Origin of the sequence: Paenibacillus sp. JJ-223 (assembly GCF_927798175.1) — a bacterium.
In the GTDB taxonomy this organism is placed as follows: domain Bacteria; phylum Bacillota; class Bacilli; order Paenibacillales; family Paenibacillaceae; genus Paenibacillus; species Paenibacillus hubeiensis.
In genome coordinates this window covers 136,140-160,526 of record NZ_CAKMMP010000002.1, presented here as the reverse complement: position 1 = coordinate 160,526, position 24,387 = coordinate 136,140, and the positions used below count along the sequence as shown (strand labels likewise).

General features: G+C 55.7%; 18 protein-coding genes. 16 read left to right on the top strand and 2 right to left on the bottom strand.

From position 1 onward, the window contains the following. Positions 1-19: 19 nt before the first annotated feature. The 14 genes from L6H98_RS04285 to L6H98_RS04220 all read left to right on the top strand — a co-directional run bounded on the left by L6H98_RS04285 (position 20) and on the right by L6H98_RS04220 (position 16,898). The gene (locus tag L6H98_RS04285) at positions 20-1,195 is read left to right on the top strand and encodes a sirohydrochlorin chelatase (RefSeq protein ID WP_236413167.1); all 1,176 of its coding nucleotides are present in this window, start codon (positions 20-22) and stop codon (positions 1,193-1,195) included. Further along, on the top strand, positions 1,192-1,962 hold the full coding sequence (gene cobK, locus L6H98_RS04280) for a precorrin-6A reductase (RefSeq protein WP_236413165.1): 771 nt from the start codon (positions 1,192-1,194) through the stop codon (positions 1,960-1,962). The genes L6H98_RS04285 and cobK overlap by 4 nt, the downstream gene beginning before the upstream one ends. A 509-nt stretch (positions 1,963-2,471) precedes the next feature. After that, the gene (locus L6H98_RS04275) at positions 2,472-3,119 is read left to right on the top strand and encodes a precorrin-8X methylmutase (RefSeq protein ID WP_236413162.1); all 648 of its coding nucleotides are present in this window, start codon (positions 2,472-2,474) and stop codon (positions 3,117-3,119) included. A gap of 309 nt (positions 3,120-3,428) precedes the next feature. Then, on the top strand, positions 3,429-4,577 hold the full coding sequence (locus L6H98_RS04270; RefSeq protein WP_236413161.1) for a cobalt-precorrin-5B (C(1))-methyltransferase: 1,149 nt from the start codon (positions 3,429-3,431) through the stop codon (positions 4,575-4,577). Between the two features lie 13 nt (positions 4,578-4,590). Beyond that, positions 4,591-5,847, top strand: a complete 1,257-nt coding sequence (cbiE, locus tag L6H98_RS04265) for a precorrin-6y C5,15-methyltransferase (decarboxylating) subunit CbiE (RefSeq protein ID WP_236413722.1) — start codon at positions 4,591-4,593, stop codon at positions 5,845-5,847. After that, complete coding sequence (cobI, locus tag L6H98_RS04260) at positions 5,844-6,560, top strand: precorrin-2 C(20)-methyltransferase (protein WP_236413160.1); 717 nt, start codon at positions 5,844-5,846, stop codon at positions 6,558-6,560. Before cbiE ends, cobI begins: the two co-directional genes overlap by 4 nt. Beyond that, positions 6,557-7,354 (top strand): precorrin-4 C(11)-methyltransferase, encoded by a 798-nt coding sequence (cobM, locus tag L6H98_RS04255; protein WP_236413159.1) that lies wholly within the window; start codon positions 6,557-6,559, stop codon positions 7,352-7,354. The genes cobI and cobM overlap by 4 nt, the downstream gene beginning before the upstream one ends. After that, entirely contained in the window at positions 7,347-8,432 is a 1,086-nt protein-coding gene (locus L6H98_RS04250) for a cobalamin biosynthesis protein (RefSeq protein ID WP_236413158.1), read from the top strand. The genes cobM and L6H98_RS04250 overlap by 8 nt, the downstream gene beginning before the upstream one ends. 137 nt (positions 8,433-8,569) lie before the next feature. Beyond that, positions 8,570-10,057 (top strand): cobyrinate a,c-diamide synthase, encoded by a 1,488-nt coding sequence (locus L6H98_RS04245; protein WP_236413157.1) that lies wholly within the window; start codon positions 8,570-8,572, stop codon positions 10,055-10,057. 326 nt (positions 10,058-10,383) lie between these two features. Then, complete coding sequence (locus tag L6H98_RS04240) at positions 10,384-11,022, top strand: ThuA domain-containing protein (RefSeq protein ID WP_236413156.1); 639 nt, start codon at positions 10,384-10,386, stop codon at positions 11,020-11,022. Between the two features lie 139 nt (positions 11,023-11,161). Continuing rightward, on the top strand, positions 11,162-11,533 hold the full coding sequence (locus L6H98_RS04235; RefSeq protein ID WP_236413155.1) for a phasin family protein: 372 nt from the start codon (positions 11,162-11,164) through the stop codon (positions 11,531-11,533). Continuing rightward, the gene (locus L6H98_RS04230; RefSeq protein WP_236413153.1) at positions 11,534-13,204 is read left to right on the top strand and encodes an AarF/ABC1/UbiB kinase family protein; all 1,671 of its coding nucleotides are present in this window, start codon (positions 11,534-11,536) and stop codon (positions 13,202-13,204) included. Between the two features lie 542 nt (positions 13,205-13,746). Further along, positions 13,747-15,192: a SulP family inorganic anion transporter gene (locus L6H98_RS04225; RefSeq protein WP_236413151.1), complete on the top strand. Its 1,446-nt coding sequence runs from the start codon at positions 13,747-13,749 to the stop codon at positions 15,190-15,192. Positions 15,193-15,359: 167 nt separating this feature from the next. Then, a complete protein-coding gene (locus L6H98_RS04220) occupies positions 15,360-16,898 on the top strand; it encodes a DEAD/DEAH box helicase (protein ID WP_236413149.1) in 1,539 nt (512 codons plus the stop codon). A gap of 902 nt (positions 16,899-17,800) precedes the next feature. Here the strand turns inward: L6H98_RS04220 and L6H98_RS04215 are convergent. Both L6H98_RS04215 and L6H98_RS04210 read right to left on the bottom strand, forming a co-directional pair. Beyond that, positions 17,801-18,733: a hypothetical protein gene (locus L6H98_RS04215; protein WP_236413147.1), complete on the bottom strand. Its 933-nt coding sequence runs from the start codon at positions 18,731-18,733 to the stop codon at positions 17,801-17,803. 2 nt (positions 18,734-18,735) lie between these two features. Further along, on the bottom strand, positions 18,736-18,879 hold the full coding sequence (locus L6H98_RS04210) for a hypothetical protein (protein WP_236413145.1): 144 nt from the start codon (positions 18,877-18,879) through the stop codon (positions 18,736-18,738). 269 nt (positions 18,880-19,148) lie between these two features. On the opposite strand from L6H98_RS04210, the gene L6H98_RS04205 reads away from it, so the two are divergent. Together L6H98_RS04205 and L6H98_RS04200 are read left to right on the top strand one after the other, a co-directional pair. Beyond that, entirely contained in the window at positions 19,149-20,945 is a 1,797-nt protein-coding gene (locus L6H98_RS04205; protein WP_236413143.1) for a vWA domain-containing protein, read from the top strand. 52 nt (positions 20,946-20,997) lie between these two features. Next, positions 20,998-24,387, top strand: coding sequence for a tubulin-like doman-containing protein (locus tag L6H98_RS04200; protein WP_236413141.1), 3,390 nt, complete (start codon positions 20,998-21,000; stop codon positions 24,385-24,387).

Genomic DNA, 24,387 nt, shown 5'->3' with positions numbered 1-24,387 from the left:
GGGGAGGAAGCAATCGCACATGAACGCCATATTGCTGGTAGGTCACGGAAGTCGTGACCCTGAGGGGAACAACGAACTGAAGGAGTTTGCGCGTACCGTAGCAGAGCAGGCTCCGGAAGCTACGATCGTGGAAACTTGCTTTTTGGAATTGACGCGTCCAAGCATCGCTGAGGGTGTTACAGCCTGCGTGAACAGAGGAGCGACACGTGTTGTGCTGGTGCCGATTATTCTGTTTGCGGCCGGACATGCCAAAGTAGACATCCCGAATGCGATCGATCGTGCAAAAGCACGTTATCCGCAGGTTGAATTCGTGTATGGCCGCCCGATTGGCGTACACGACAAAGTGATTGAGATTTTGCAGACTCGCTTGCATGAGGCGAAGCCCGTATCGGCAGGAGCCTCTCGCGGAGCAGTCGCAGTGGCTGCCCCGCCTGCTCCAGCCCGGGATGAGGAAACGGCGGTGCTGGTTCTTGGCCGGGGAAGCAGTGATCCGGATGCCAACAGCGACTTTTTCAAAATGACGCGGATGTTGTGGGAGAAGCTTCCTTATAAATGGGCGGAAAGCTGTTTTATCGGCGTCACCGAGCCTTTGTTCCCGGAAGGGCTGCAGCGCTGTCTGGCGCTTGGGGCCAAACGGATTATCGTTCTTCCGTATTTCCTGTTTACGGGTGTGCTGATTAAACGGATCGACGAGATGACGGCGGCATTCGCAGCCGAGCATCCGGAGATTCAGGTTGAACTGGGCGGTTATTTCGGTTTCCATCCCAAGCTGGTGGAACTGGTGAATCAGCGTGCATTTGATGCATTGGAAGGCAGAGTCGATGCAGCTTGGAACGAGTTCCAGTATCGGATCGAAGCGATGAAACACCACCACCATCATCACGATCATGACCATGACCACCACCATGATCACGATCACCACCATGATCACGATCACCATCATGACCATGACCACCATCATGACCATGACCACCATCATGACCATGACCATCACCATGATCACGATCACCATCATCATCACGAGCATGATCATTTTGCATCATCACGCGATTTTCATCACGATCATGATGGGGAGATTCCTCTGTCCCATCACGAGAAGGACGAAGAACGGGATAACCGCGCCCCCGGAAAGGGAGAACATGACGTTTCGGACAAGCAAGAGGCGTCTGCGGGAGAGCAGGTGGGCCGTCCATGATCCTGATGTTGTGCGGAACAAGCGATGCGCGGGAGTTGGCGTTACGCATTCACGAAACCGGTGTTGAAGTGTTAACGTCGGTGGTAACGGAGAGTGCGGCGAACAGTCTGGCGGAAGCCGGGTTAAAGGTGCGGACAGGCCGCATGACCGCTGAAGCAATGGCGCAGCTGGCCCGCGAGCAAGGCAGCAAAGCCATTGTCGATGCAAGCCATCCATTTGCGGAGGAAGCCCATGCCAATGCGATGGAAGCGGCTAAACAGGCGGATATTCCCTATATCCGTTATGAACGGACAGGACTGGCCTATGACGATCATCCGCTGCTTCATGTCGTGCCGTCTTACGAGGAAGCAGCGATCAAGGCCAAGGAGCTTAAAGGATCAGTCATGTTGACCACGGGCAGCAAAACGCTGCAAATTTTCACAAAGCACCTGCTCGGCGATCCGGACGTTCGATTGGTGGCGCGAATGCTGCCGCGTCTCGACAACATGGAGAAATGCGGGGAGCTGGGTGTGGAGCAGCGTAACATCATTGCGATGCAGGGACCTTTTTCACGCGAACTGAATGAAGCCTTATATAAACATTATGCCACGACAGTGATGGTCACCAAGGAAAGCGGCAAAACCGGCGCAGTCGACGAGAAGGTGCAAGCGGCGCTGGAACTGGGCATCCATGTCGTGCTGATCGCCAGACCGGAGGTCGAGTTCGGTACGGTGTTTGACCATTACGAAGGCGTATTGGAAGAGTTAGGGCGTATTTTTCATAAGTAATATGGGTGCAGCAACCCGGATTAATTAAAAATAACCGTATTCCGGGCCAATTTAAGGCGAGCTTGAAGACGTTCAGTTTAACCGTCATATGAACGGCGAAATGTACAGTTGAGCGCAATACAAACAGAACACTAAGCAAACAAAGCACACAAAGCACATAAAGCACGTACAATCATGGGGACAACCGGAGCGGCTAAGCCTGATTATTTAGTTGGAATTTGAACCATTCAAATTCAAGTTAAGCAGGGCCCGAAAATATAACGAACATCAGACACCTTATTTTGCGAAAAAAAGCTTCTTGGAACTGTAACGAACCTGAGGCACGCTATTTGGCAGTATAAAGGTCACTTTCGTCCGGATTCCCGCCAATAACGATGCTGATGTTCGTTAGCCTAAAGAAGTGTGTGAAAACACCCGAATAAGGTGTCTCAGGTTCGTGAGAAAGAAGCCGAGAACAGGGAACGCCATGACCGTTAATACCATTTTCAATAATGAAGGAGTGCAGGCACATGGATTTCAAAACGGAATTTAAACCGCTCACCGTACAGCCGCAGGAAATTGAAGGAAAAAGCTTCGAAATGATTACCGAGGAACTCGGCGAGCATCCATTCACGGCTGAACAATATCCTGTGGTGCAACGCGTCATTCACGCTTCCGCGGATTTTGAGCTCGGACGCAGCATGGTGTTCCATCCGGACGCGATTGCGGCAGGCATCGCAGCGCTTCGTGCCGGCCAGTCCGTCATCGCGGACGTGCAGATGATCCAGGCCGGCGTGAGCAAAGACCGCATTCGCGGCTTCGGCGGGGACGTGCATGTGCATATTTCCGATGCGGACGTCATTGAAGAGGCGAAACGCCTGAACACAACCCGTGCGATCATTTCCACGCGCAAAGCGGTAAAAACGTACGAGGGCGGCATTTATGCCATCGGGAACGCGCCTACCGCTTTGCTGGAGCTGATTCGTCTGGTCAAAGAAGGCGAAGCCAAGCCGGGCCTGATTATCGGTATGCCGGTCGGCTTTGTGTCTGCGGCGGAATCGAAGGACGAGCTGCGCAAACTCGACATTCCGTTCATCACCAACATCGGCCGCAAGGGCGGCAGCACCATCGTGGTCGCTGCATTGAACGCGATCTCCCTGATGGCGGCCAAAGCCTAATGGCTATAGCATTCTATAAGTACGCCCAGGAGCTGAGGAACTGGGTTGCTATAAAAGAATCTCATGTTATATAGGTTGAACTGCATGCTTACACGATAACGGAGAGGGCAGAAAAAATCTGGAGAAGCGAAGCGTTCGTATTTATCCCCGGATGTTCCCCTTGAAAAAAAGGGATCAAAAAAATCCGGGGATAAGAGCGATCGGAAGATGGTTCTGACCACGTAGTGGCCCCGTGTAATAATCATTTGTTCAACCTATATAATTGCAATCTATATCGAAGCAACAAGTACGAACGGGAGGTCAACGACCATGATGGAAAAAAAACGCATGAAAAGCGGAGAGGCCCCGGATCCGGATAAACCGATGCGTTCCGGCTTTACGACAGGGGCGTGCGCAACGGCCGTGGCGAAAGGGGCCGCGCAGCTGCTGCTGACCGGCATTGTGCCGGATCGGGCTGTCGTATCGCTGCCGGCAGGTTTTGACCACTCGTTCGAGCTGCAGGAGCAGGAATTGAAAGAAGGCGTGGCGACTTGCGCCACGATCAAAGATGCCGGCGACGATCCCGATGCCACGCATCTGGCGAAGATCATCGCGCATGTCACGTGGCGGGACGAGCCGGGCGTCGAGCTGGACGGAGGCATTGGCGTGGGCCGGGTGACCAAACCGGGGCTTCCCGTGCCGGTCGGCGAGGCGGCGATCAATCCCGTGCCGCGGCGCATGATCACCGAAGCGGTCACGCAGGTACTCGCCGAGCATGGTGCGGCACGCGGCGTACGGGTAGTCATCAGCGTGCCCGACGGCGAGGAAATCGCCAAGAAAACACTGAATTCCCGCTTGGGTATCATAGGCGGCATCTCCATCCTGGGCACGCGGGGTGTGGTCGTGCCGTTCTCCACGTCGGCCTACAGGGCCAGCGTGGTGCAGGCCATATCGGTCGCGCAGGCTTCGGGCTGCGAGCACATCGTGCTGACGACCGGGGGCAGCAGCGAGAAATACGCCATGAAGATGATGCCCGAGCTGCCGGAGGAAGCCTTTATTCAGATGGGCGACTTCGTTGGCTTTGCCATTAAACACGGCAAACGTCTTGGCATGAAACGCATCAGCCTCGTGGGTATGCCAGGCAAGTTTGCCAAAGTGGCTCAAGGCGTCATGATGGTCCATTCCAAGAGCGCGCCGGTGGATTTTGGATTTCTTGCGTCCGTGGCTCGGGAAACCGGGGCGGGAGAAGAATTGGCCCAGGCGATCGAGGAAGCCAACACGGCGACGCAGGTGGCAGATATGATGACGGAGGCCGGATTTTTGCCATATTTCGAAAAATTGTGTACATATGCCTGCAGGCACTGTCTGGAACATGCCGGGGGCGGTTTAACGGTAGAGGTCGTGCTTGTCACGATGAAAGGAATGGAACTGGGGAGGGCGGAAGTAAGTGAACTGGACGGCATCAACGGAAACGAATGATCGAAAGATCCGCATGATCGGCATTGGCGAGGAGGGTGCAGCAGGCTTGACTGCGGACAGCCTCGCTTGCATCGAGCAGGCGGACGTGCTGGTTGGCGGCGAGAGGCTGCTGCAGTTCTTTCCTGCGTTTGCAGGCGAGAAATTAACGATCCGAAGCGGACTGGGCGAACTGGTCGCAAAAATAAAGGAGCTTCATGCCACGCAAAACGTGGTCGTGCTTGCCTCAGGGGACCCGCTGTTCTACGGCATCGCCGGGTACATGGCGCGTAAGCTGGGCCCGGATGCGCTGGACATCCGGCCGAATCTCAGCTCGCTGCAGCTGGCATTTGCCCGGCTGGGCGAGAGCTGGCAGGACGCCGTGCTGGAGAGCGTGCACGGTCGGCCCTTGCAAGGGCTGGCGCAGCGCATCGACGGTAAGGCCAAAATCGCGCTGCTGACCGACGACAAAAACAGCCCCGCCGCCATTGCCGCATATTTGCAGCATTTCGGAATGACCGAATACGATGCGTTTGTGGCCGAAAACCTTGGCAGCAAGGATGAGCGTACAGGACGTTACACGCTGGACGAGCTGGCAGAGACGGAATGCAGTCCGCTGAACGTCGTCATTTTGCTGCGCCGCAAGGATGCGCCGCCGGCGCGCCGAGGGTTCGGCTTTGCGGATGAGGAGTTCCACCAGCGCAAGCCGGAGAAGGGCTTGATCACGAAGCGCGAAGTGCGCGTGTTCAGCCTGTCCGAGCTGTGCTTGCGGGACGACAGCGTCGTGTGGGACATCGGAGCGGGCTCCGGCTCGGTGGCCGTGGAGTGCACGCGGCTTGCGCCGAAGGGCCAAGTCTTCGCCGTCGAAAAAAATGAAGGCGACCTCGCGAACATCGAGGCCAATCGCATCAAATTCCGGACGGACTTCACCGTCCTGCATGCCAAGGCCCCTGCGGGGCTGGACGGCTGGCCCGACCCGGACGCCGTCTTCATCGGCGGCAGCGGCGGCGAGCTCGCCGAGCTGATCGCGCTCTGCGCGTCCCGGCTGCGTCCGGAGGGACGCATCGTGGTCAATGCAGCGACGATCGAAACGCTGCATGACAGCATGAAGGCCATGCAGGGCGCAGGCCTGGATGCATCGGTGACGCTGCTGCAGACGGCGCGCAGCAAACCGATCCTGAACATGACGCGTTTCGACGGACTGAACCCGATCTACGTGATCACAGGTCGGCACAAGACGGAAGAGCTAACCGGCGAGAGCGGAGCGGAAGAGAGAAAGGGGCAAACAACATGAGCACGGCAGCAGTAGGCACGCTGTATGGCGTAGGCGTCGGTCCGGGAGACCCGGAACTGATTACGGTCAAAGCGTATCGCATGATTCGGGAATGCCCGGTCGTTGCGTATCCGAAGAAGCGGAAGGGCGGCAAATCGTATGCCCACGAAATCGTGGAGCTGTACGTGAACCCCGAAGAAAAGGAAATGCTTGGCCTGATCTTTCCGATGACGAAAGACCCGGTCGTGCTGGAACGCGAGTGGAACAAAACGGTGGAAGCATGCTGGGGGGCGCTGAAGGAAGGCAAGGACGTGGCTTTCGTGACCGAGGGCGATCCGAACCTGTACAGCACGTTCATTCACCTTGCGCGTTTGATGCGCGAGCTACATCCGGAAGTGCCGATCTCATCGATTCCGGGCATTTCGTCCGTGCTGGGTGCGGCGGCGGCGCTGGACATGCATTTGGCGGACGGCGATGAGCAGGTGGGCATCGTTCCGGCGACTTCCGACAAGGAGGCGATGCGGAAAGCGATCGAGAACCACGATACGATCGTGTTCATCAAGGTGGCCAAGGTGCTTGACCTGATGCTGGAGCTGCTGGACGAAATGGGACTGGGCGGCAAAGCTTCGGTGGTCACGAAAGTGACTTCTCCGTATGAGCTGGTTTGGCGCGACGCACGCGAGCTGAAAGGGCAGGAGCTGGAATATTTGACCCTGATGGTGGTGAGCAAATGAAAACATTGGAACCGAAAGTATACATCGTCGGCGCCGGACCCGGCGATCCCGAGCTGATCACGGTCAAAGGTTCGAACATTTTGCGCAGCGCCGACCTGGTGCTGTACACCGATTCGCTCGTCAATGACGAATTGATCGCGACGGCGAAGCCGGAAGCCGAAGTGCTGCAAAGCTCGGGCATGGACCTGGAGCGGCAGGTCGAGCTGATGGGCGAGGCCGTGCGCGCAGGGCGGAGCGTAGCTCGCGTACATACGGGCGATCCGGCCGTGTACGGCGCCATTTTGGAACAGATGGTGCTGCTCAAGCAGCAGGGCGTTGCTTACGAGATCATTCCGGGCGTCAGCTCGGTATTTGCCTCGGCGGCAGTGCTCGGCGCCGAATTGACCGTGCCGGACCTGACGCAGACGGTCATCTTGACCCGTGCCGAGGGCCGTACGCCCGTGCCGGAGCGGGAGAAGCTGCGCGATCTGGCCTCGCATCACTGCACGGTGGCATTATTCTTGAGCGCAACGCTGGCGAAAAAGGTCGTAAACGAATTCCTCGCGGCCGGTTGGAGCGAGGATACGCCGGTGGCCGTCGTTCAGCGGGCGACATGGCCTGATCAGAAAATCGTGCGTACGACGCTGGCAAACCTCCCAGCCGACCTGCGTGCCGCAGGCATTACGATGCATGCGATGATTTTGGCCGGATGGGCGCTCGATCCCGACATCGTGAACCGGGATGTCCACCGCTCCAAGCTGTACGACAAAACCTTCACGCACGGCTACCGCAAAGGGGTGAAGGCCGGTGAGTAACCCGTTTGCGGTTGTGGCGATCACAAAGCATGGCGTGCAAATGGCACGCGAGCTGGCCGGACAATTCCCCGGTACCGACGTATACTACATGACCAAGTTTGCGCGGGGAGACGAAGAAGAACTCGGCTATCGCATGTTCGAGGGTTCCGTAAAGCTGATTTTGCCGGACCTGTTCAAACAGTACAACGGCATCATTCTCATCATTTCGCTCGGAGCGGTGGTACGTATGATCGCGCCGCTGTTGGTCGACAAAAAAGTGGACCCGGCCGTGCTCGTCATCGATGACCGCGGCGAGAACGTCATCAGCGTGCTGTCCGGGCATCTGGGCGGCGCAAACGAGCTGACCCGGCAAGTGGCGAGTGTGCTTGGTTCGCACGCCGTCATTACGACGGCTTCCGACGTGCAGGGCACGATCCCTGTTGACCTGTTCGGCCGCGAGCTGGGCTGGACGGTGGACAGCTTCGACAAGGCCACGCCTGTCAGCGCCGCCGTCGTGAACGAGGAGCCTGTGGCTTTGATCCGGGAAACCGGGGAGCGGAACTGGTGGAAGTACGACAAACCCGTCCCGGATCACATTCGCGTGTTCGATCGTCTGGAGGACGCAGCATCGTTCGACTTCAATGCCGCATTGGTCGTCAGCGATCGCCTGCTGACAAAGGCCGAGCAGGAGCGTTTCCTCAGCAACGGGGTGCTCTACCGTCCGAAGAGCCTGGTGCTTGGCATGGGCTGCAATCGCGGTACGGCCATGGAGGAGCTGGAGCGGGAAATGCTCGCCACATTGGAGGAGCTGTCCCTATCGGTCAAAAGCGTGCGCAACGTAGCTACCATTGACTTGAAAAAAGACGAAGAGGGCCTGCTTGCGCTTTGCGCCAAGTACGGCTGGGAGCTGGTCACGTATACGCCGGCGGAGTTGAACGCGGTCGAGCTGCCAAACCCGTCGGAAACGGTGTTCAAGTACACAGGAGCTTACGGCGTGTGCGAACCGGCGGCACTGCTTTCTTCCGGTGCGGACCACTGGTTACTGGAGAAGAAAAAAAGCGGCAATTTGACGCTGTCGGTTGCCCGCATCCCATTTTGATTGATCATTTTGCAAAATGCAGGAATGAGAGACTGCGACGAAATTAAAGTAAACCTGATTTCCCCGCAGCATCTAAACGAACAGGATTGAACCGCATCGATTTTTCGGTGCGGTTTTTTTGAAAGGTGGAGCGACGAATGACGAATTCGAACATGGCCTCGAATCAAGAAGTGAATTTTACAGACGTGAACAGGCCCCGATTGATTATCGCGGGCACGGGCAGCGGCGCAGGCAAAACGACCGTAACCCTTGGCCTGATGAAGGCCCTTGCCGGCCGCGGCTTGCGTGTACAGGGCTTTAAATGCGGACCCGATTACATTGACCCGACGTATCATACGGCCGTTACGGGCAGAGCTTCCCGCAATCTCGATGCATGGATGACATCGCCGGAATACGTGCGCACTGCTTTTGCCAAGGCTTCGGTCGGGCAGGATATCTCCATCATTGAGGGCGTCATGGGTCTCTACGATGGGAAGGACCCGCTCAGCAACACGGGATCTACGGCGGAAATTGCACTCGTGACGCAAACGCCCGTCCTGCTGGTCGTGGACGTGCGCAGCATGGCCCGCAGTGCGGCTGCCATCGTGCTTGGCTTCCAACAGCTGGAGCCCGAGCTGAACATTGCGGGCGTGATCGTGAACCGCTGCGGCAGTGCCGGACATTACGGTATCGTCAAAAAAGCGATTGAGCAAATGTGCGGCATTCCTGTCGTTGGCTGGCTGAAGCGCGATGAGGAGCTTTCGATACCGGAGCGCCATTTGGGATTGGTGCCGGCCATTGAACGCGGCGAGCTGGAGCCATTGTTCCAGCGTGCAGCCGATGTGCTGCTCGAAGGCACCGACCTGGATGCGATTATGGCGATTGCGGCTGGCGCGCCGCCGCTTGATGCTTGGGAGAGTATAGATACATCTGAATTTTCGCGCCCATCCGAACACCAGAAGACTCAGCAGACCTCTGAACAGCAGCCTACGATTGCGGTGGCACGAGATGCAGCATTCAATTTTTATTATCCCGACAATCTGGAGCTGTTAGAGGAAGCCGGGTCCAGGCTGACCTATTTCAGTCCGCTGGCGGGTGATGGCATTCCGGATGATGCGGACGGCATCTATCTGGGAGGCGGATTCCCCGAGGAGTTTGCCGCCGACATTGCCGCGAATCGCAGATTTCTTGCAGGTTTGAGAGAGGCGGTTCGGAAGGACATGCCTCTCTTTGCCGAGTGCGGGGGTTATATGGTACTGGCCGAGACGCTGACCGATCGCCAGGGAGAAACGCATGCGATGGCAGGCATCGTGCCTGCCGATGTGCAGATGCAGACCAAGCGGGCCGCTCTGGGCTACCGTGAAGCCCATGCGGTTAAGAGCACTTTTTTGTTGGAACAAGGAGAAGGAGTGAGAGGGCATGAGTTCCATTACTCCACCATGACTTATAAGGAAGGCTTCGAGACTCCGTTTGCCTATGAAACCAAGGGACTGCGAGGGATGAAGAAGGAGGGGTATGCTGCAGGGAGCGTGATGGCCGGTTATACGCACGTTCACTTCGGATCGAATCCGGCTGCGGCGCAAAGATGGGTAACCCACTGCCTCCATTACAAGCTGAAAGGCCAAACTGGTCATAAAGAATCTTGAACCCATGTTTGGCAAGGTATTTTGTCTTAGTCGAAATGATCACCTTGCGAAATAACCGGCTTCTGAGACTTTGGTCGCGAAGTTGGTTTTCCGGCGGATTGGGAAAAGGTTTTTGCCGAGAAGCGTGGAATGAAGTATAATTGGACACCCCGTTCAGCATTTCCCGGATATGCCTGCGAACAAAGCGGCTATACTAGAAGATATATCGTTTCCGGTCGGTCTGGCCGGCGGGGACATGGCTGCACGAGCATATCCGAAGAATGAGGTGCCGGTTGTTTTCATGCAAATCGTCTGACTGAAGTTGAATCCGAAAGGAGTTATGAATAATGGATCATCGTAAAAAGGCACTGCTGCTCGGCGATTACACTCATCCCGACTGGCATCCGATGCAAGGCGTGGACGTGGAGATCAGTCGAATCTTCCACGATATCATGACCGTACAGTGCAGCGAAAATCGCAACATGCTGCTTCAGGAAAATATATCGGGATTCGATGTGTGCATCTCGTATTTCGACGACTGGAGAGGCAAAGCTTCGCCGCAGCAGACAGCGGGGTTGCTGTCTTACGTCAGCAATGGGGGAGGGCTCGTCATCATCCACAACGGCATCTCCCTGCAAAACCGCTATGAGCTGGCGCAGATGATGGGCGCAAAATTTTTGCACCATCCGGCCTATGCTCCGCTGGAGTTCAAGGTCACGGCGACGAATCATCCCGTAACCGAAGGCATTTCGGATTTTGCAATGGAAGAGGAAGCCTACCTGTTTGAGTTCGGCACATTCACCGAAACGACGGTGCTTCTGGAGTATCAGTCCGAGGAAGGACCGAAGCCGGCCGCGTGGGCGCATACATACGGTCTTGGACGGATCGTGTATCTGATGCCCGGACATCACGTGCCTTCTTTTGCCCATGAAACCTATCGTCAGCTGGTGCTGCAAGCAGGGAAATGGGCTGCCCGTTACGTGTAACGGTTAGGCGCAGACAAGATCAGGTACGGGGGTTGCCTTTTGCAAGATGGCCACGGTCAGTCCGTCGATTTGGGGTTTCTTTTGGTTGCCGTCCATTAGGGGTATAATATAGAAATCAACAAAGAGGAGGATGACAGGAATGAGCGATTTGTTCAAAAAGGCAATTTCGTTAGGGCTCGGTCTTACCGTTGTAAGCAAGGAAAAAATCGAAAAAACCGTGGACGACCTGGTCAAACGGGGCAAGCTTGCGCCCGGAGAATCCAGGGACTTGGTCGACAAGCTGATGGAACGCGGCAATGAAGAGCAAGGCCAGATCAAGAAATGGATCAACGAACAGGTCCAGCGTGCGCTTGTGGACGTCGGCGTGCCGACCAAAGGCGAAGTGGCTCGGCTGGAACAACGCATTGAAGCACTTGAAGCCAAGCTGGCCAAACTGGGTCACTCCCCGCAAGCTGAACCGGTTGCCGCACCTGCGCCGCTCGAAGTCCCTCCTCTTAAAGAGAACGAGTAGATGGCCGTGCGCATCAAACATGTCGGCAGATACCGCGAAATCGCCATGGCGCTGGTGCGCCATGGCTTCGGGTATATGGTGGAGGAGCTGGGACTTTTCCAGCTGCTGGCCCTGCCCCGGCGTTGGATGTCCCGTGAGGAGCATGCAAGCAAAACGTTGAGCGAGCGGATTCGGCTGGTGCTGCAGGAATTGGGACCGGCTTTCGTGAAACTGGGGCAGCTGGCAAGCACGCGGGCGGATTTGCTGCCCGATCCGGTGATCCGGGAATTGGTGAAACTGCAGGATCAGGTGCCGCCGTTTTCTTCGGACACGGCGCGGGGGATTTTGGAACAGGAATTGGATATGCCGCTCGAGGAGATCTTTTCCCGGTTCGAGGATACTCCCGTAGCAGCGGCCAGCATCGGTCAGGTGCATTTGGGCAAGCTGCGGAGCGGGGAAGCCGTGGCTATCAAGGTCCAGCGGCCCGGCATTGCGCGCATCGTGCAGCGAGACCTGGACATTCTGCGCGAGTTGACGACCATGGCCGAGAAGCGGTGGGACTGGGTCCGACAGTATCAAATTCCGCAAATGGTCGAGGAGTACGCTGCGGCATTGCTGGCCGAGCTGGACTACACGGTGGAAGGCCGCAATACGGAAAAGATCGCGCTGCAGTATGAAGGGGACGGCCAGGCGAAGATTCCGGAAATTTATTGGGATCAAACGTCATCTCGCATCCTGACGATGGAGTATATTGAGGGCATCAAGCTGAACGACCCCGATGAACTGGCGAAACGCGGGTATGACGTGAAGGATATCGCACAGCGGTTGGTTGATGCGATCTTGAACCAAATATTTCTGCACGGTTTTTTTCATGCCGATCCACATCCGGGGAACTTGATGGTGCTTAAGGATGGGCGTATCGCCTTCATTGACTTCGGCATGGTGGGCAGCCTGAGCGAGGAAATGAGGAAGCATCTGGCATCGCTGGTCATTGGGCTCATGCGCAAGGATACCGAGGCCATGATCCGGGCCATCGAGAAGCTGGGCATGATGCCGGATGATATCGACGAGCGTGGGCTCCACAACGATTTGGACAAACTGCGGGCCAAATATTACGATATTTCTTTTTCGAAAATCAGCGTAGGTCAAGCATTGAATGATCTGTTCGGCGTTGCTCAGCGTCACAGGATCATTATGCCGCCGGACATCCTTCTGATGGGCAAGTCACTGCTGACGCTGGAAGGCGTAATCGAACATCTCGACCCTACCGTGAGCATCGTGGACATGGCCGAGCCTTTTGGCCGCAAGCTGCTCAAGGATCGTTTTAACCCGGGGAAAATCAAAAACAGGCTGTTCCGCAGCGCGGCCGACATGGCGGAAAGCGTCATGGGATTGCCGGGGCAGCTGCGACAGCTCTCATCCATCATCAGCAAGGGCAAGCTGCGCCTGGAAGTCAGCGTCCCTGAACTGGAAACGTTGCTTCGCAGGCTGGACCAGATCAGCAACCGTCTATCGTTCAGCATTGTGTTGTTGGCCTTTTGCATCATTATGGTCGGATTGATCATCGGTTCTTCCATCAGTCACCAATCCACGATGTTATGGGACATTCCCGTGATCGAGATCGGATTTCTGGTCGCGATTCTCATGGTGGCGTTTCTACTCTATTCGATATTCAAGTCAGGCAGGTTCTGAGCATTCTGCGGAAGCGATCATTATACTTATGGCAAGTAACCCTTACGCAAAAGTAAGGGTTATTTGTGTTTCCATACCTGTGCTCAATAAATCAAAAGATAATCAAAGGATTTGGCATGAAAATAAAAGATAATGGATGAAAACAAGCGATTAAAGCCCTGTATCAACGTTCGTGCATCTTTAACTTATTCTCTATAATAGTAGGTCAGTACACAACGGACCCGGTTTTTCTGAGAGGGGAAAGCCAGAACGGTCGATGACCGTTCATGTTTTAAGCAGCAACGTCTAAGCCGGTCGCGGAATATGTCCTGGACGCACACGGAAACGGAAATTCGAATCAATGAACACGATGGCGGGCAAGGGCGTGCATCCGTTATTTTGCATGCATAATTTTACAAGGTCCAGTCAGAAGCTAGGTTACGGATCAAATCCGTAGTTTCGTTTCGGCATGCCGTCCGATTGGAAGCGGAGTGCGCCGTTCCGCCACATTTGGCTAGAGACGAATTAAGGTTTGTTGGATTAGGAGGAGCGGCACTAGACATATGAATACGTTAAAACAACAGTGGTTTGGCAACATCCGCGGCGATGTGCTCGCAGGCATTACGGTGGCGCTGGCGCTTATTCCGGAAGCCATTGCCTTCTCCATTATCGCGGGCGTGGACCCGATGGTGGGGCTGTATGCTTCGATTACGATCGCGATCGTCATCTCGATTGCGGGCGGCAGACCGGGCATGATCTCTGCGGCGACCGGAGCGATGGCCGTGCTGATGGTTGGGCTCGTCAAGGATTACGGCGTGGAGTATTTGTTTGCCGCAACGATTCTGACGGGCATCATCCAGTTTATTTTGGGCATTTTCAAAGTAGGGCGTTTCATCACGTTTGTGCCCCATTCGGTATTGACCGGATTCGTGAACGCCTTGGCGATTTTGATTTTCATGGCACAGCTGACGCATTTTACGGGTGCAAACTGGATCATGTACGCAATGGTAGCGGGCACGCTGGCGATCATTTACATTTTGCCGCGCTTTTTCAAGGCTGCTCCTGCGCCGCTCGTTGCCATTATCGTGATGACGATCATCACGTTCGTCTTTCATCTGGACGTCAAAACGGTCGGACAGATGGGCAATCTGACAAGCACGTTGCCGATGTTCCATCTGCCGAACATTGAGTGGTCCTTCAACACACTGATGATTCTGCTGCCGTATTCCTTTACGATGGCACTTGTTGGTCTGTTGGAATCGCTGCTGACCGCGACGATCGTGGATGAAATGACCGAGACGCGCAGCAGCAAAAACCGCGAGGTTCGCGGCCAAGGGATCGCCAATTTCGTGAATGGTTTCTTTGGCGGCATGGGCGGATGCGCGATGATCGGCCAGTCCGTCATCAACGTGAAATCCGGCGGCCGCGGCCGTTTGTCGACCTTTACCGCAGGTGCATTTCTGGCGATTTTGCTGCTCTTGCTCAGCGATGTCGTGAAGCAGGTGCCGATCGGTGCACTGGTCGGCGTCATGTTTACGGTATGCATCGGCACGTTCGATTGGAGCTCGCTCAAAAACATCGGTCGCGTGCCGCGGGCAGAGGCCTTCGTTATGGTCGTGACCGTGGTGATCGTAGTCATTACCAGCGACTTGTCGATCGGTGTGCTCGTCGGCGTTGTGCTCAGCGTGCTGCATTTCGGCTGGAAGCAAGCCAAGATTCGGGTGCAATCGAGCGAAGAGCAAGGACGCAAGGTGTACCGCGTGCATGGGCCGTTTTTCTTCGGTTCTTCCTCCCGGTTCGTGGATGAATTCAATGCCGAGGCTGACCCGGATGAAATCACGATCGATTTCAGCGGTTCTCACATTTGGGATAACACGGCCGTCGTGGCGATTGGCAAGGTGAAGTTCAAATACGCCAAGCTGGGCAAAACCGTGCATTTGCGCGGGCTGAACGAGGAAAGCAGCCGTTTGCTCGAAAAGAGCGGATTCGCCCTTTCTCAGGGCCATTAGTATATCCATCCACGCGACGTGGAATGGTAGAATAAGTGCAAAGGGTGCCGCCAGTGCGCGGTACCCTTTTGTTTTGCTGGACAAACGTGTAAACTACACGGTATGGATGAGAAGAGCAGACGGACTAAATTGCTTTTAATCTAAATGAACTGACAGAGGTGTAACGATTGGCTAATTTTGAACAACTGGGCATCAGGCCCGAATGGTGCGAGATTCTGAAGCATCAGGGAATCACCGTGCCGACGCCGGTACAGGAACGCTCCATTCCGGTATTGCTGGGCGGAAACGATATCATTGCCGAGGCGCAGACGGGCACGGGCAAAACGCTGGCTTTCCTGCTGCCGATTATTCAGAAAATCAACGTATCGGACCGCTCGCCGCAGGCACTGATCATCGCGCCGACGCGTGAGCTTGCGCTGCAAATTACGGAGGAAGCGAAGAAGCTTACCGCCAATGACGATAAACTTCATGTGCTTGCCGTATATGGCGGACAGGATGTGGAGAAACAGCTGCGCAAACTGGAGAACGGCACGCAGATCGTGATCGGCACGCCGGGGCGGCTGCTGGATCACTTGCGCCGCGGCACGCTGAAGCTGGACAACGTGCGCAAGCTGGTGCTGGACGAGGCCGACCAAATGCTGCACATGGGCTTCCTGGACGAAGTGGAAACACTGATCAAAGCGCTGCCGTACAAACGCCAAACGATGCTGTTTTCGGCCACGATGCCGAAAGGCGTTCGCCATTTGGGCAAAAACTACATGAAGGACCCTGTGGACGTCAAGGTATCGTCCCAGTCCGTCATCCCGATCAAGCAGATTCGCCAGCAGGTGCTGGAATGCACGGATCGGGGCAAACTGAACGCGCTTCGCGGCATGATCGATACGTATCGCCCGTATTTGGCGATCATTTTCTGCCGCACGAAGCGCCGCGCGTCGAAGCTGAACGCCGAGCTGCGCGAGGCAGGGTACATGAGCGACGAGCTGCATGGCGACCTGTCGCAAGCGAAGCGCGAGAACGTCATGAAAGCGTTCCGCGACGCGAAGCTGCAGCTGCTGGTCGCGACCGACGTGGCAGCGCGCGGCTTGGACGTTGAAGGCGTGACCCACGTCTTCAACTACGACATTCCGCATGATGCGGAGAGTTACATCCACCGCATCGGCCGTACGGGACGCGCGGGCGGCAAAGGCCTTGCCGTGACGTTTGCGGCGCAGCACGACAAGCCGGAGCTTGCCCGGATCGAGCAAGGCATCGGCCAGAAGCTGTCCCGGATCATCTGGACCAGCGAAGGGCCTGTCGAGTCCACCGGCGCGGCGAGACGCACGGTTCACAGCCTGGGCGAGGAAGAGCGCTCAGGCGGACGTTCTGCCGGGACGGGCAGCGCGCGTCGCGGCTCGGGCCGGGGCGACCGTGCCGAAGGCGGTCGCGGACGCGGCTCCCGCGGCGAAAGCGGACGCAGCGGCGGACGTCGCGACGAGCGTGGCGGAAGCCGCGGGTCTGCCCGCAGCGGCGGCGGTGGCGCGAGCCAGGGCCAAGGCGGCCGTGGCGAGAACGGCCGCTCGGGCGGCCGCAATGGCGGCGGACGCAGCAGCGATAGCCGCGGCGGCGCAGGACGCAGCGATGCTCGCGGTGGCAGCGGCCGCGGTGCGGGCCAAGGCTCCCGCGGCGACTCGCGTGGCGGTCGTAGCGGGGGACGCCGGGGGCGTTAAAGCTCCGGTTCCGCCAAGACGCAGGACACAGGGAGACGTCATGCCAGCCTACTGACATAATTAGCAGAAGAGCACGTGAACAAGCCTCGAACTGGTAACAGTCCGCAGATATATACCGTGCACGAATATAGACCGTATTCCGGAAGAGTAGAGAGGTCTCTCTTTCCGGGCTGCGGTTTTTCGCGTTCACGCGCGCTAACGAACCTCACACGCCTTATATCGCCCTAAATCGTGGTCATCAAATTCTAACGAACATGAGCCACGTTATTTGATCGAAAAAGTAGGTGCACGAGCCTTTGGAGGCCAAATAGCGTGCCTGAAGTTCGTAACAATTTCCCTGGACTCAAAAGAGGCCCAATAACGCGTCCAATGTTCGTTAGAACTTCTCATGTAGGCGGTGTGCGGAATCAGTATAGTTGCGGCTAGCAAGCGCAGAGGCCAAAGTAAGATGGGTGGAGCGCAAAGTATATGTCGCAAAGTATAAGTAGAGTTATGTTAGAAGCAATGGCAAGTGAGGCGCTCGCGGCCTTCCCGCGGATAATATGGCAAACAAACGTTGTTATATCCTTATCCCTCATTCGCATAAACAGCATGTAACCATGCCGCATCAAACGAAAAAAAGGCGTTCTCGGTCATCTCGTGACCAGGAGCGCCTTTTTGGATGGCTTAATCAGCTAACAAATGGCAGGCTGACAACCAAATGAATTGAGTCGCACAAAACGAAAACGATGTCTCCGGCCTCAGTTGCAGGGGCAGACATTCATTTCATCGTCTATATAAGGTTGAATGATTTCAATTTGTATCATGTTTGGGAGCCTCAAGGGAGAATTACTAGTACTTTATTTGTCGAATTCTAGCAATCCCTCATTCTCTTATCTCTCAGTCGCGCCTCCATCAGTCCATCAGCTCCAGGCATCGACAGGCTGCTCACGGTATCTCTCGTTATAGACCCGGGCTACAGACTCGGCCAAGCCCCCGCGCGCTTTCCCGGGATAACGTTCGAGAGTTTGGTACAGCCTCATGAACCGATCCTTGGGAATGAAGCGGGCATAGCGGGTAATGAGGCTTGGGAACAGCTCGATGTATTTGCTTTTGCGCACGGCAGCGGCAACGACGGCGGTCAATATTTGGATGCCGTTGTGCAGCTGCAAAATTTGGACCTCGTAGTTCGCGACATAACGAATGGCGTCTTCCCGGATCAGCTCCGGCTTCAGCCTGGCAATCTCGCCGATGTATTCGGCGAGCAGGCGCTCGAAGCTGCCGAGCAGCAGCGGCCGCAGCTGCAGGTCCATGTCGCTGCGCAGCACGAACGATTGCAGGAGCGCCACCTGCTGCAGGCGAATGCGGTCATTGTAGACGAGCGAGCCGATCTCGCGCAGCATTTCGTATGCGAGGACTTCGTCCTCCTTGCGCGCTTCGGCCACGAGCGCCCAATTGCGGTTGATGCCTTGGCGGATCGCTTCACGATCCTCCTGCAGCGTTCGTTTCATTTGGCGCAATTGCTCCGTAAGGAACGAGCGTTTATGCATAAAAGCGAGCAAGCCGAGCAGCAGCAGTGTTACCGAGGCTGCGAGCATCGATTGATCCAACGATTCGCCCAAATAAACGGCGGCGGCGCCGAGCAACGCTACAAGCACGATGTCGCGAGCGATGCGGCGTTTCACTTTGGAAGCGGCCCGCTGCTGTACGGATACGAGTGCACTGCGTCCGCAGGAGGAGCATTCGTTTTCCCAGAGGCAGGTATACGTCCCGCAGCGCTTGCATACGCGCAACTTTTCAAAGGCATACGTCGTTCGTATAAAAGGTCTGATCGAAACCACTTGTTTGGTACCCATGCTCAATCACGCTCACCGTTCAAAATAGTATAAAGAGTGCGGTCCGAATCCTCCCGGGTCACCGGTTTGCGGCGATGCACCAACAGCTTGACCCAGCGGATCAGGACAAAAAGAAACAATATGGCGAGGCATACGTATGTAACCATAATCCGTCCCTTTCAAGGTTTGATGTGATTATAACAAGCACAGCAATCATTGCGAACCGACGGGAATAACTATATCATATTTCCATAGTTGGGCTTTACTTCCCGAAACAGGTGCTTGTTCTTGTCGATTTTTGCCAATCATGACAAAATTGTAACTCAGTATAGGGGGGCTTTTCAGAATTTATTAGCATGCTGTTAAGATTTCCTTAAGGCTTGAGGCCTATAATAAACTATTCCCATTTCAATCTCAAACGTGAAGGAGTACACCCATGGTGCAGAAAAGCAAAATGCGTTGGCTCGGCGGAGCAGTTGCCCTGCTGGTCATCATCACGCTGCTGCTGCCTCAGGCACTGCTGCCCCAAGCGGCCGCTGCCCAGGCGCAGACGAGCGGAATCGACGCGGTGCTTGTAGCCGACGTAAGCAACTCGATGAATACGAGCGATCGCGACAAAATCAGCAATGAAGCCATGAAAATGTTTATCGATATGCTCCCGGCTCAGGGAGACAAGGTAGGAATTGTTGCATATACGGATCAGATCGAGCGGGAGAAAGCCTTGCTTGAAATTCAGTCCGATGCGGACAAAGACAGCCTGAAAACGTTCATCGACCAGCTGGGGCGAGGGCCTTACACGGATATTTCCGTCGGCATGAGCGAAGCCGTCAACATTCTGGAACATGGCGCGGATGCGAGCCACTCGCCGATGATCGTATTGCTGGCCGATGGCAACAACGATTTCAACAAATCCGGCAGCCGCACGCAGTCGCAGTCGGATGCCGACCTGGCCGCTGCCGTTAAGGAAGCGCAGAACAAAGGCATTCCGGTTTACACGATCGGACTGAATGCCGACGGCAAGCTCAACCGGGCAGCTCTCGCCGATTTGGCCAAGCAGACCGGAGGCAAGTCGTTCATTACCGATACGCCGGATGATCTGCCGCAGATTTTAAGCGAAATTTTTGCGGACCATGCCAAGCTGAACGTGGTCAAGCTGCCATCGGTGACGGGAAACGGCAGTTATCAGGATGTTACCGTTAACGTCCCGAATGACAGCGTGCTGGAGGCCAACGTTTCCATCATGTCGTCCAAGCCTGTCGAAATTCAATTGGCCGATCCTTCGGGCAAAGCCGTGGATTTGAATTCGGATGAAGCCAAGTTGTCCACGTCGAAGAGTTATTCTTTGTTGAAACTGCTCAAACCGCAGGAAGGAGACTGGAAGCTGCGCGTAAAAGGCGCGCCGAAGGACAGCATCGACATCAACCTGCTGTTCAACTACGATCTGCAGCTCGTCGCGGACCCGATTAAGACCAAGTCCTATGCCAAGGGCGACACCGTCGAATTGGCTGCTAGATTGGAAAACGGCGGACAGCCTTTGCAGGACAACGATCTTTATGCCGACATGACGGCGACGTTGGTCGTCAAGGATACGGATACGGGCAAAACGGCGGAGCAGCCGCTCGAAAATACGGGCAGCGGGTTCGCCGGGACATTCGAAGTGCCGGACAACCATAATTATGAGCTGGTGATCCGTGCCGAAGAAGACAGCTTCTACAGGGAGAGCGCCCCGATCGTCGTCAATGCCGGGGGAACGGGCGCAAGCGGCGGAAAACAGCCGACGACTTCGAGTCCCGAAACAGACAAGCCTTTTCCATGGATACCCGTTATCATCGGTGCATTGGCGCTGATCGCCGTTGCGGTCGGGGGCTGGTTCCTGATGGGCTGGCTGAAACGCAAAAACCGCGGCTTCGTCGGCCAGATGGTCATCGAGATCCGCGATGAGAACACCGGGGACAAATCTTACCCGCAATACAAAAAGCTGATGACTTTCCGGGGGCGGTTCCACCTGCATCAACTGCTGCAGCTCGACCCCGAATTGAAAGAAACGGAGAAATATATATTCACCCCTGGCAACGGGGACCGCATCATTTTGCGCAACACGGCAGGAGGCACGCTGGAGAAATCCGGACGCGCCGTCGATGCAAGCTCAGGCGTTGAACTGAAGAACGGCGACCGGCTGAGCATCCCGCTGCAACAGGCGGACAAAACGATTTTGATCGAATATTTGGTGTGATCATCATCCATCATCCGGCATCCATGATGCCCATGCATAGGGAGGACATGAAATGAAACCAATCGTGAGAGAGCATATCCAGCAATTGGACGTATCGCTTGGCGGGGGAATCGTCAGCGAAAAGATCAGGGTCGATACGATCGACAACCCGATTCTGATCATCGGTCTTGGCGGTACGGGAATCGATGCGCTGCTGCGTTTGAAATATCAGATTAACCGCAGGTTCAAGCTGCCGCAGGACCCGGTATCCAAAAAGAAAATGGAAAAGCCGGCCAACGTTGAATTTTTGGCTTTTGAAACGAACGAGCAGGACCGCGCCAAACGGTACAAAGGAATCGGGCTGGACCCGATCAACGAATTCGTGCTGCTGTCCAATGCCGAGATCGGCGGATTGCTGCAGAACCGCAGCGTGCTGGAGCCGTACATTACGGACTGGTTGTCGCCGGAGCTCAGCATTACGGACGGCATGAACGGGGCCGCAGGCGTTCGCCAGGCCGGCCGGCTGCTGCTGTTCACCAAGATCAACCAGGTCGTGCAGGCGATCGACAAAAAAATCAAAACGTTGTCCGTGGGCACGAACAAAAAGCTGATGGTGTTTCTGCTGACAGGGCTGTCTGGCGGAACGGGCAGCGGATGTTTTCTGGACATCTCCTACATCGTGCGCGGCATCATCGAGCGCGACCACGGTTCGGCGGGCATCGACCGCGTCAATACGCTCGGTTACCTGTTCACCCCTGACGTGAACCTGTCCAACAAAAGCCTCAGCGAACATACGCGAGAGTATATCCGCAAGAACGGCTACGCTGCGCTGAAGGAACTGGATTACTGGATGAACGTGGACAGCCGCGGCGAGCGGTTCACGCAAAAGTACGGCAACATTTTGACGGTCAATTCGCCGCTTCCGCCTTTTAATCTATGCCATCTGATCTCGGCTACGAACACGGAGGGCAAGCTGCTGGAAAACGCGTACGACTACTGCATGAACGTGACCGCAGAGAACATCACCAACTTCATGGCGAGCGAGGAGAAACAGTCTGGCGAAGAATTCGCGATCCATGACTATATCAGCAACATTCGCACCAACATCGCGCAGATGAACAAAGTGTACCCGGCCAACTACGATTACAACATCATCGGCGCTTCTTCGGCCGTATTGCCGATCGAAGAGATGACGACGTATCTGGCCTATCGCATGTTCGATAAAATGAGCACCATGTTCTCGAAGGCTCCGAACCAGGAGGATACCGAGAAGTTTGCCCGCAAGCTGGGCATCGATCTCGAAAGCGTCGTTAAAGCATTTGAATCGCGCGTGCCCGAACCGCTGCCGGGGTATCAGAACAGCGAGCGCCTGTCCTATAACAATGTAATCAAACATCAGGTGGTCAACATGGACACCGAGCTGGAGCAGAACTTTCTGTCGCGTGCACGCGAGGAATACATCAAAGCGAAGAAGCAGCTGCCCGGCGAAATCGTGGGGCAATTTACCGACCAGATCCGCCGCATGTTTTTGCATCCGGAGCAGGGGCCTTTCTATGTATCCCGCCTGATTTATACCGAGAAAGGTTTCTGCGTGCTGAAGATGATCCAGTCCTACATCGAAACGCTGCGCGAGAATGCCTTCCGCATCCCGCGCGATATCGAGGCGGCGCAGGAGCAATGCGAGGAGAAGCTGGGTGACGCCAAGAGCGCTTTTGTATCGAAAGAAAAGAAAAAGAATGCGTATATCGAAGCAAAAATCCATGAGTACTGGCTGCACGCCGATGTGGAGCGCAACGACCAGTTGATCGAATTCTACGAAGACCTGTACGAATTGCTGAACCGCGAGAACTCCCGCATTTACAACGTGTTCACCGAAACGCTCAATGCCCTCAGTTCGATCTTTGCCAAGAACGGCGATATTCTCACGCGCGGCGAGGAACAGATCGACCACAAAGGCAACAAAACGTATTATTGGAACGTTGTTAGCGTGCCGGATATCGTGAGCCTCGTGGACAGCATGCTGGACAAGCGCGATACCGATGACCTGATCCGCGACTTCTCGCGCGAGCTGCTGGACAATTCAAGCCAGTGGGTGCAGGAGAACGAAATCGACATCGTCAGCTCCATCTCCGACTTCCTGACCGAGAAATTCGGTGACCTGATCACCCGTTCCATGGAAGACTTCCTGGTCATCAAATACGGCAAGGACGAGTCGGTCGAGAAGTTTGTGGAACGCCACATCGCAGGCAAGCTGGATGATGAGGCCGTGCCGGTATTCAATCTGAGCAACAGCACGGGCAGCCTGCATTTCCCATCCTGGGGCTTCGTGTCGGTGCCTGCGCAGGCGCCCGGTATTCTCAAAGGGATCCGCAACTATCAAAACAACGCGGTCGGCAAATCCCACTTTACCGTCAAGGAGAGCGAGGTGCGCAACCGGATCTTCTGGCTCAACACCCGGAACGGGGTACCGCTCTTCGTCTATACCCCGCTGAAAGTTTACGAAGAGAGCTACGAGCGCACGATTCTGGACAAAGAGGGCATTGGCCGCCACTTAGTGCAGACCGAGAAAAACAACTGGACCTACCTGCCATCGCCGATTCCGGAGAAATCGTGGGGCGATGTGTATGAGAATGCCCGCGTTAAACAGTACAACGCCCGCGTTCGCGCCGAATTCGACCAAGCGCTCGGGTACCGGATCATCACGGCCAAAACGCAAGATGAGAACACCAGCAGCCGCTATGCCGTGGTGACCACAGAACCGTTCGACTTGAATGCGAAGCTGGCCGGTTATGACATGCGTTTGACGTCCTCTGCGCCAAATCTGGGCGAGGTAAAGCGGGCTTCGACCGACCTGAAGCGCCTGCTTGCAGAAGGATTGCCGCGCGTTGGCACGAAGGACATTTTCGGCAGCATCAACGAAGAGATGGCCAAAGAAAACCTGGTCCGCTCGCCGCAGCTCATTGTTCGCGTGCGCGAAGAGCTGGCGAAGATGGAGGCCATCTCGGCCAAAGTCGCCGAACTGGAAAGCATCCTTTCCCAGCATCAGGACGAGGAACAGTGGTATGACCGCTTCATCGAGGCGCTCTACACGGATACGATCGTCAAAAAAGGCGCGCTGTACGTGTACGACCGCGATCCCGAGGAAGACGCGTGGGAGCCGTTCGCCAACCTGATGAAGAGCCGCAACTATGCGGAATACGAGGTGTTCGGCAACTTCCGCGCCTTGTCGGAGAAGGACCGGAACACGCTGATGCGCAAAGCGTCCCGCCGCGACAACGAATTGACCGCGTCCGAAGACATCGCCCCATTGCTTGCGAAGTTGGACGATCTGGCCACATTGTATATGGAAGCCCGCGATCAGCTCGAGTACGAGCGGGTGGAGCTGGCCAACGGGGAGGAACTCTACCAATTCTACAGAACGATGTCGGCCAAGCTGAACGACATCCGCAGAAGGCTGAAGTAA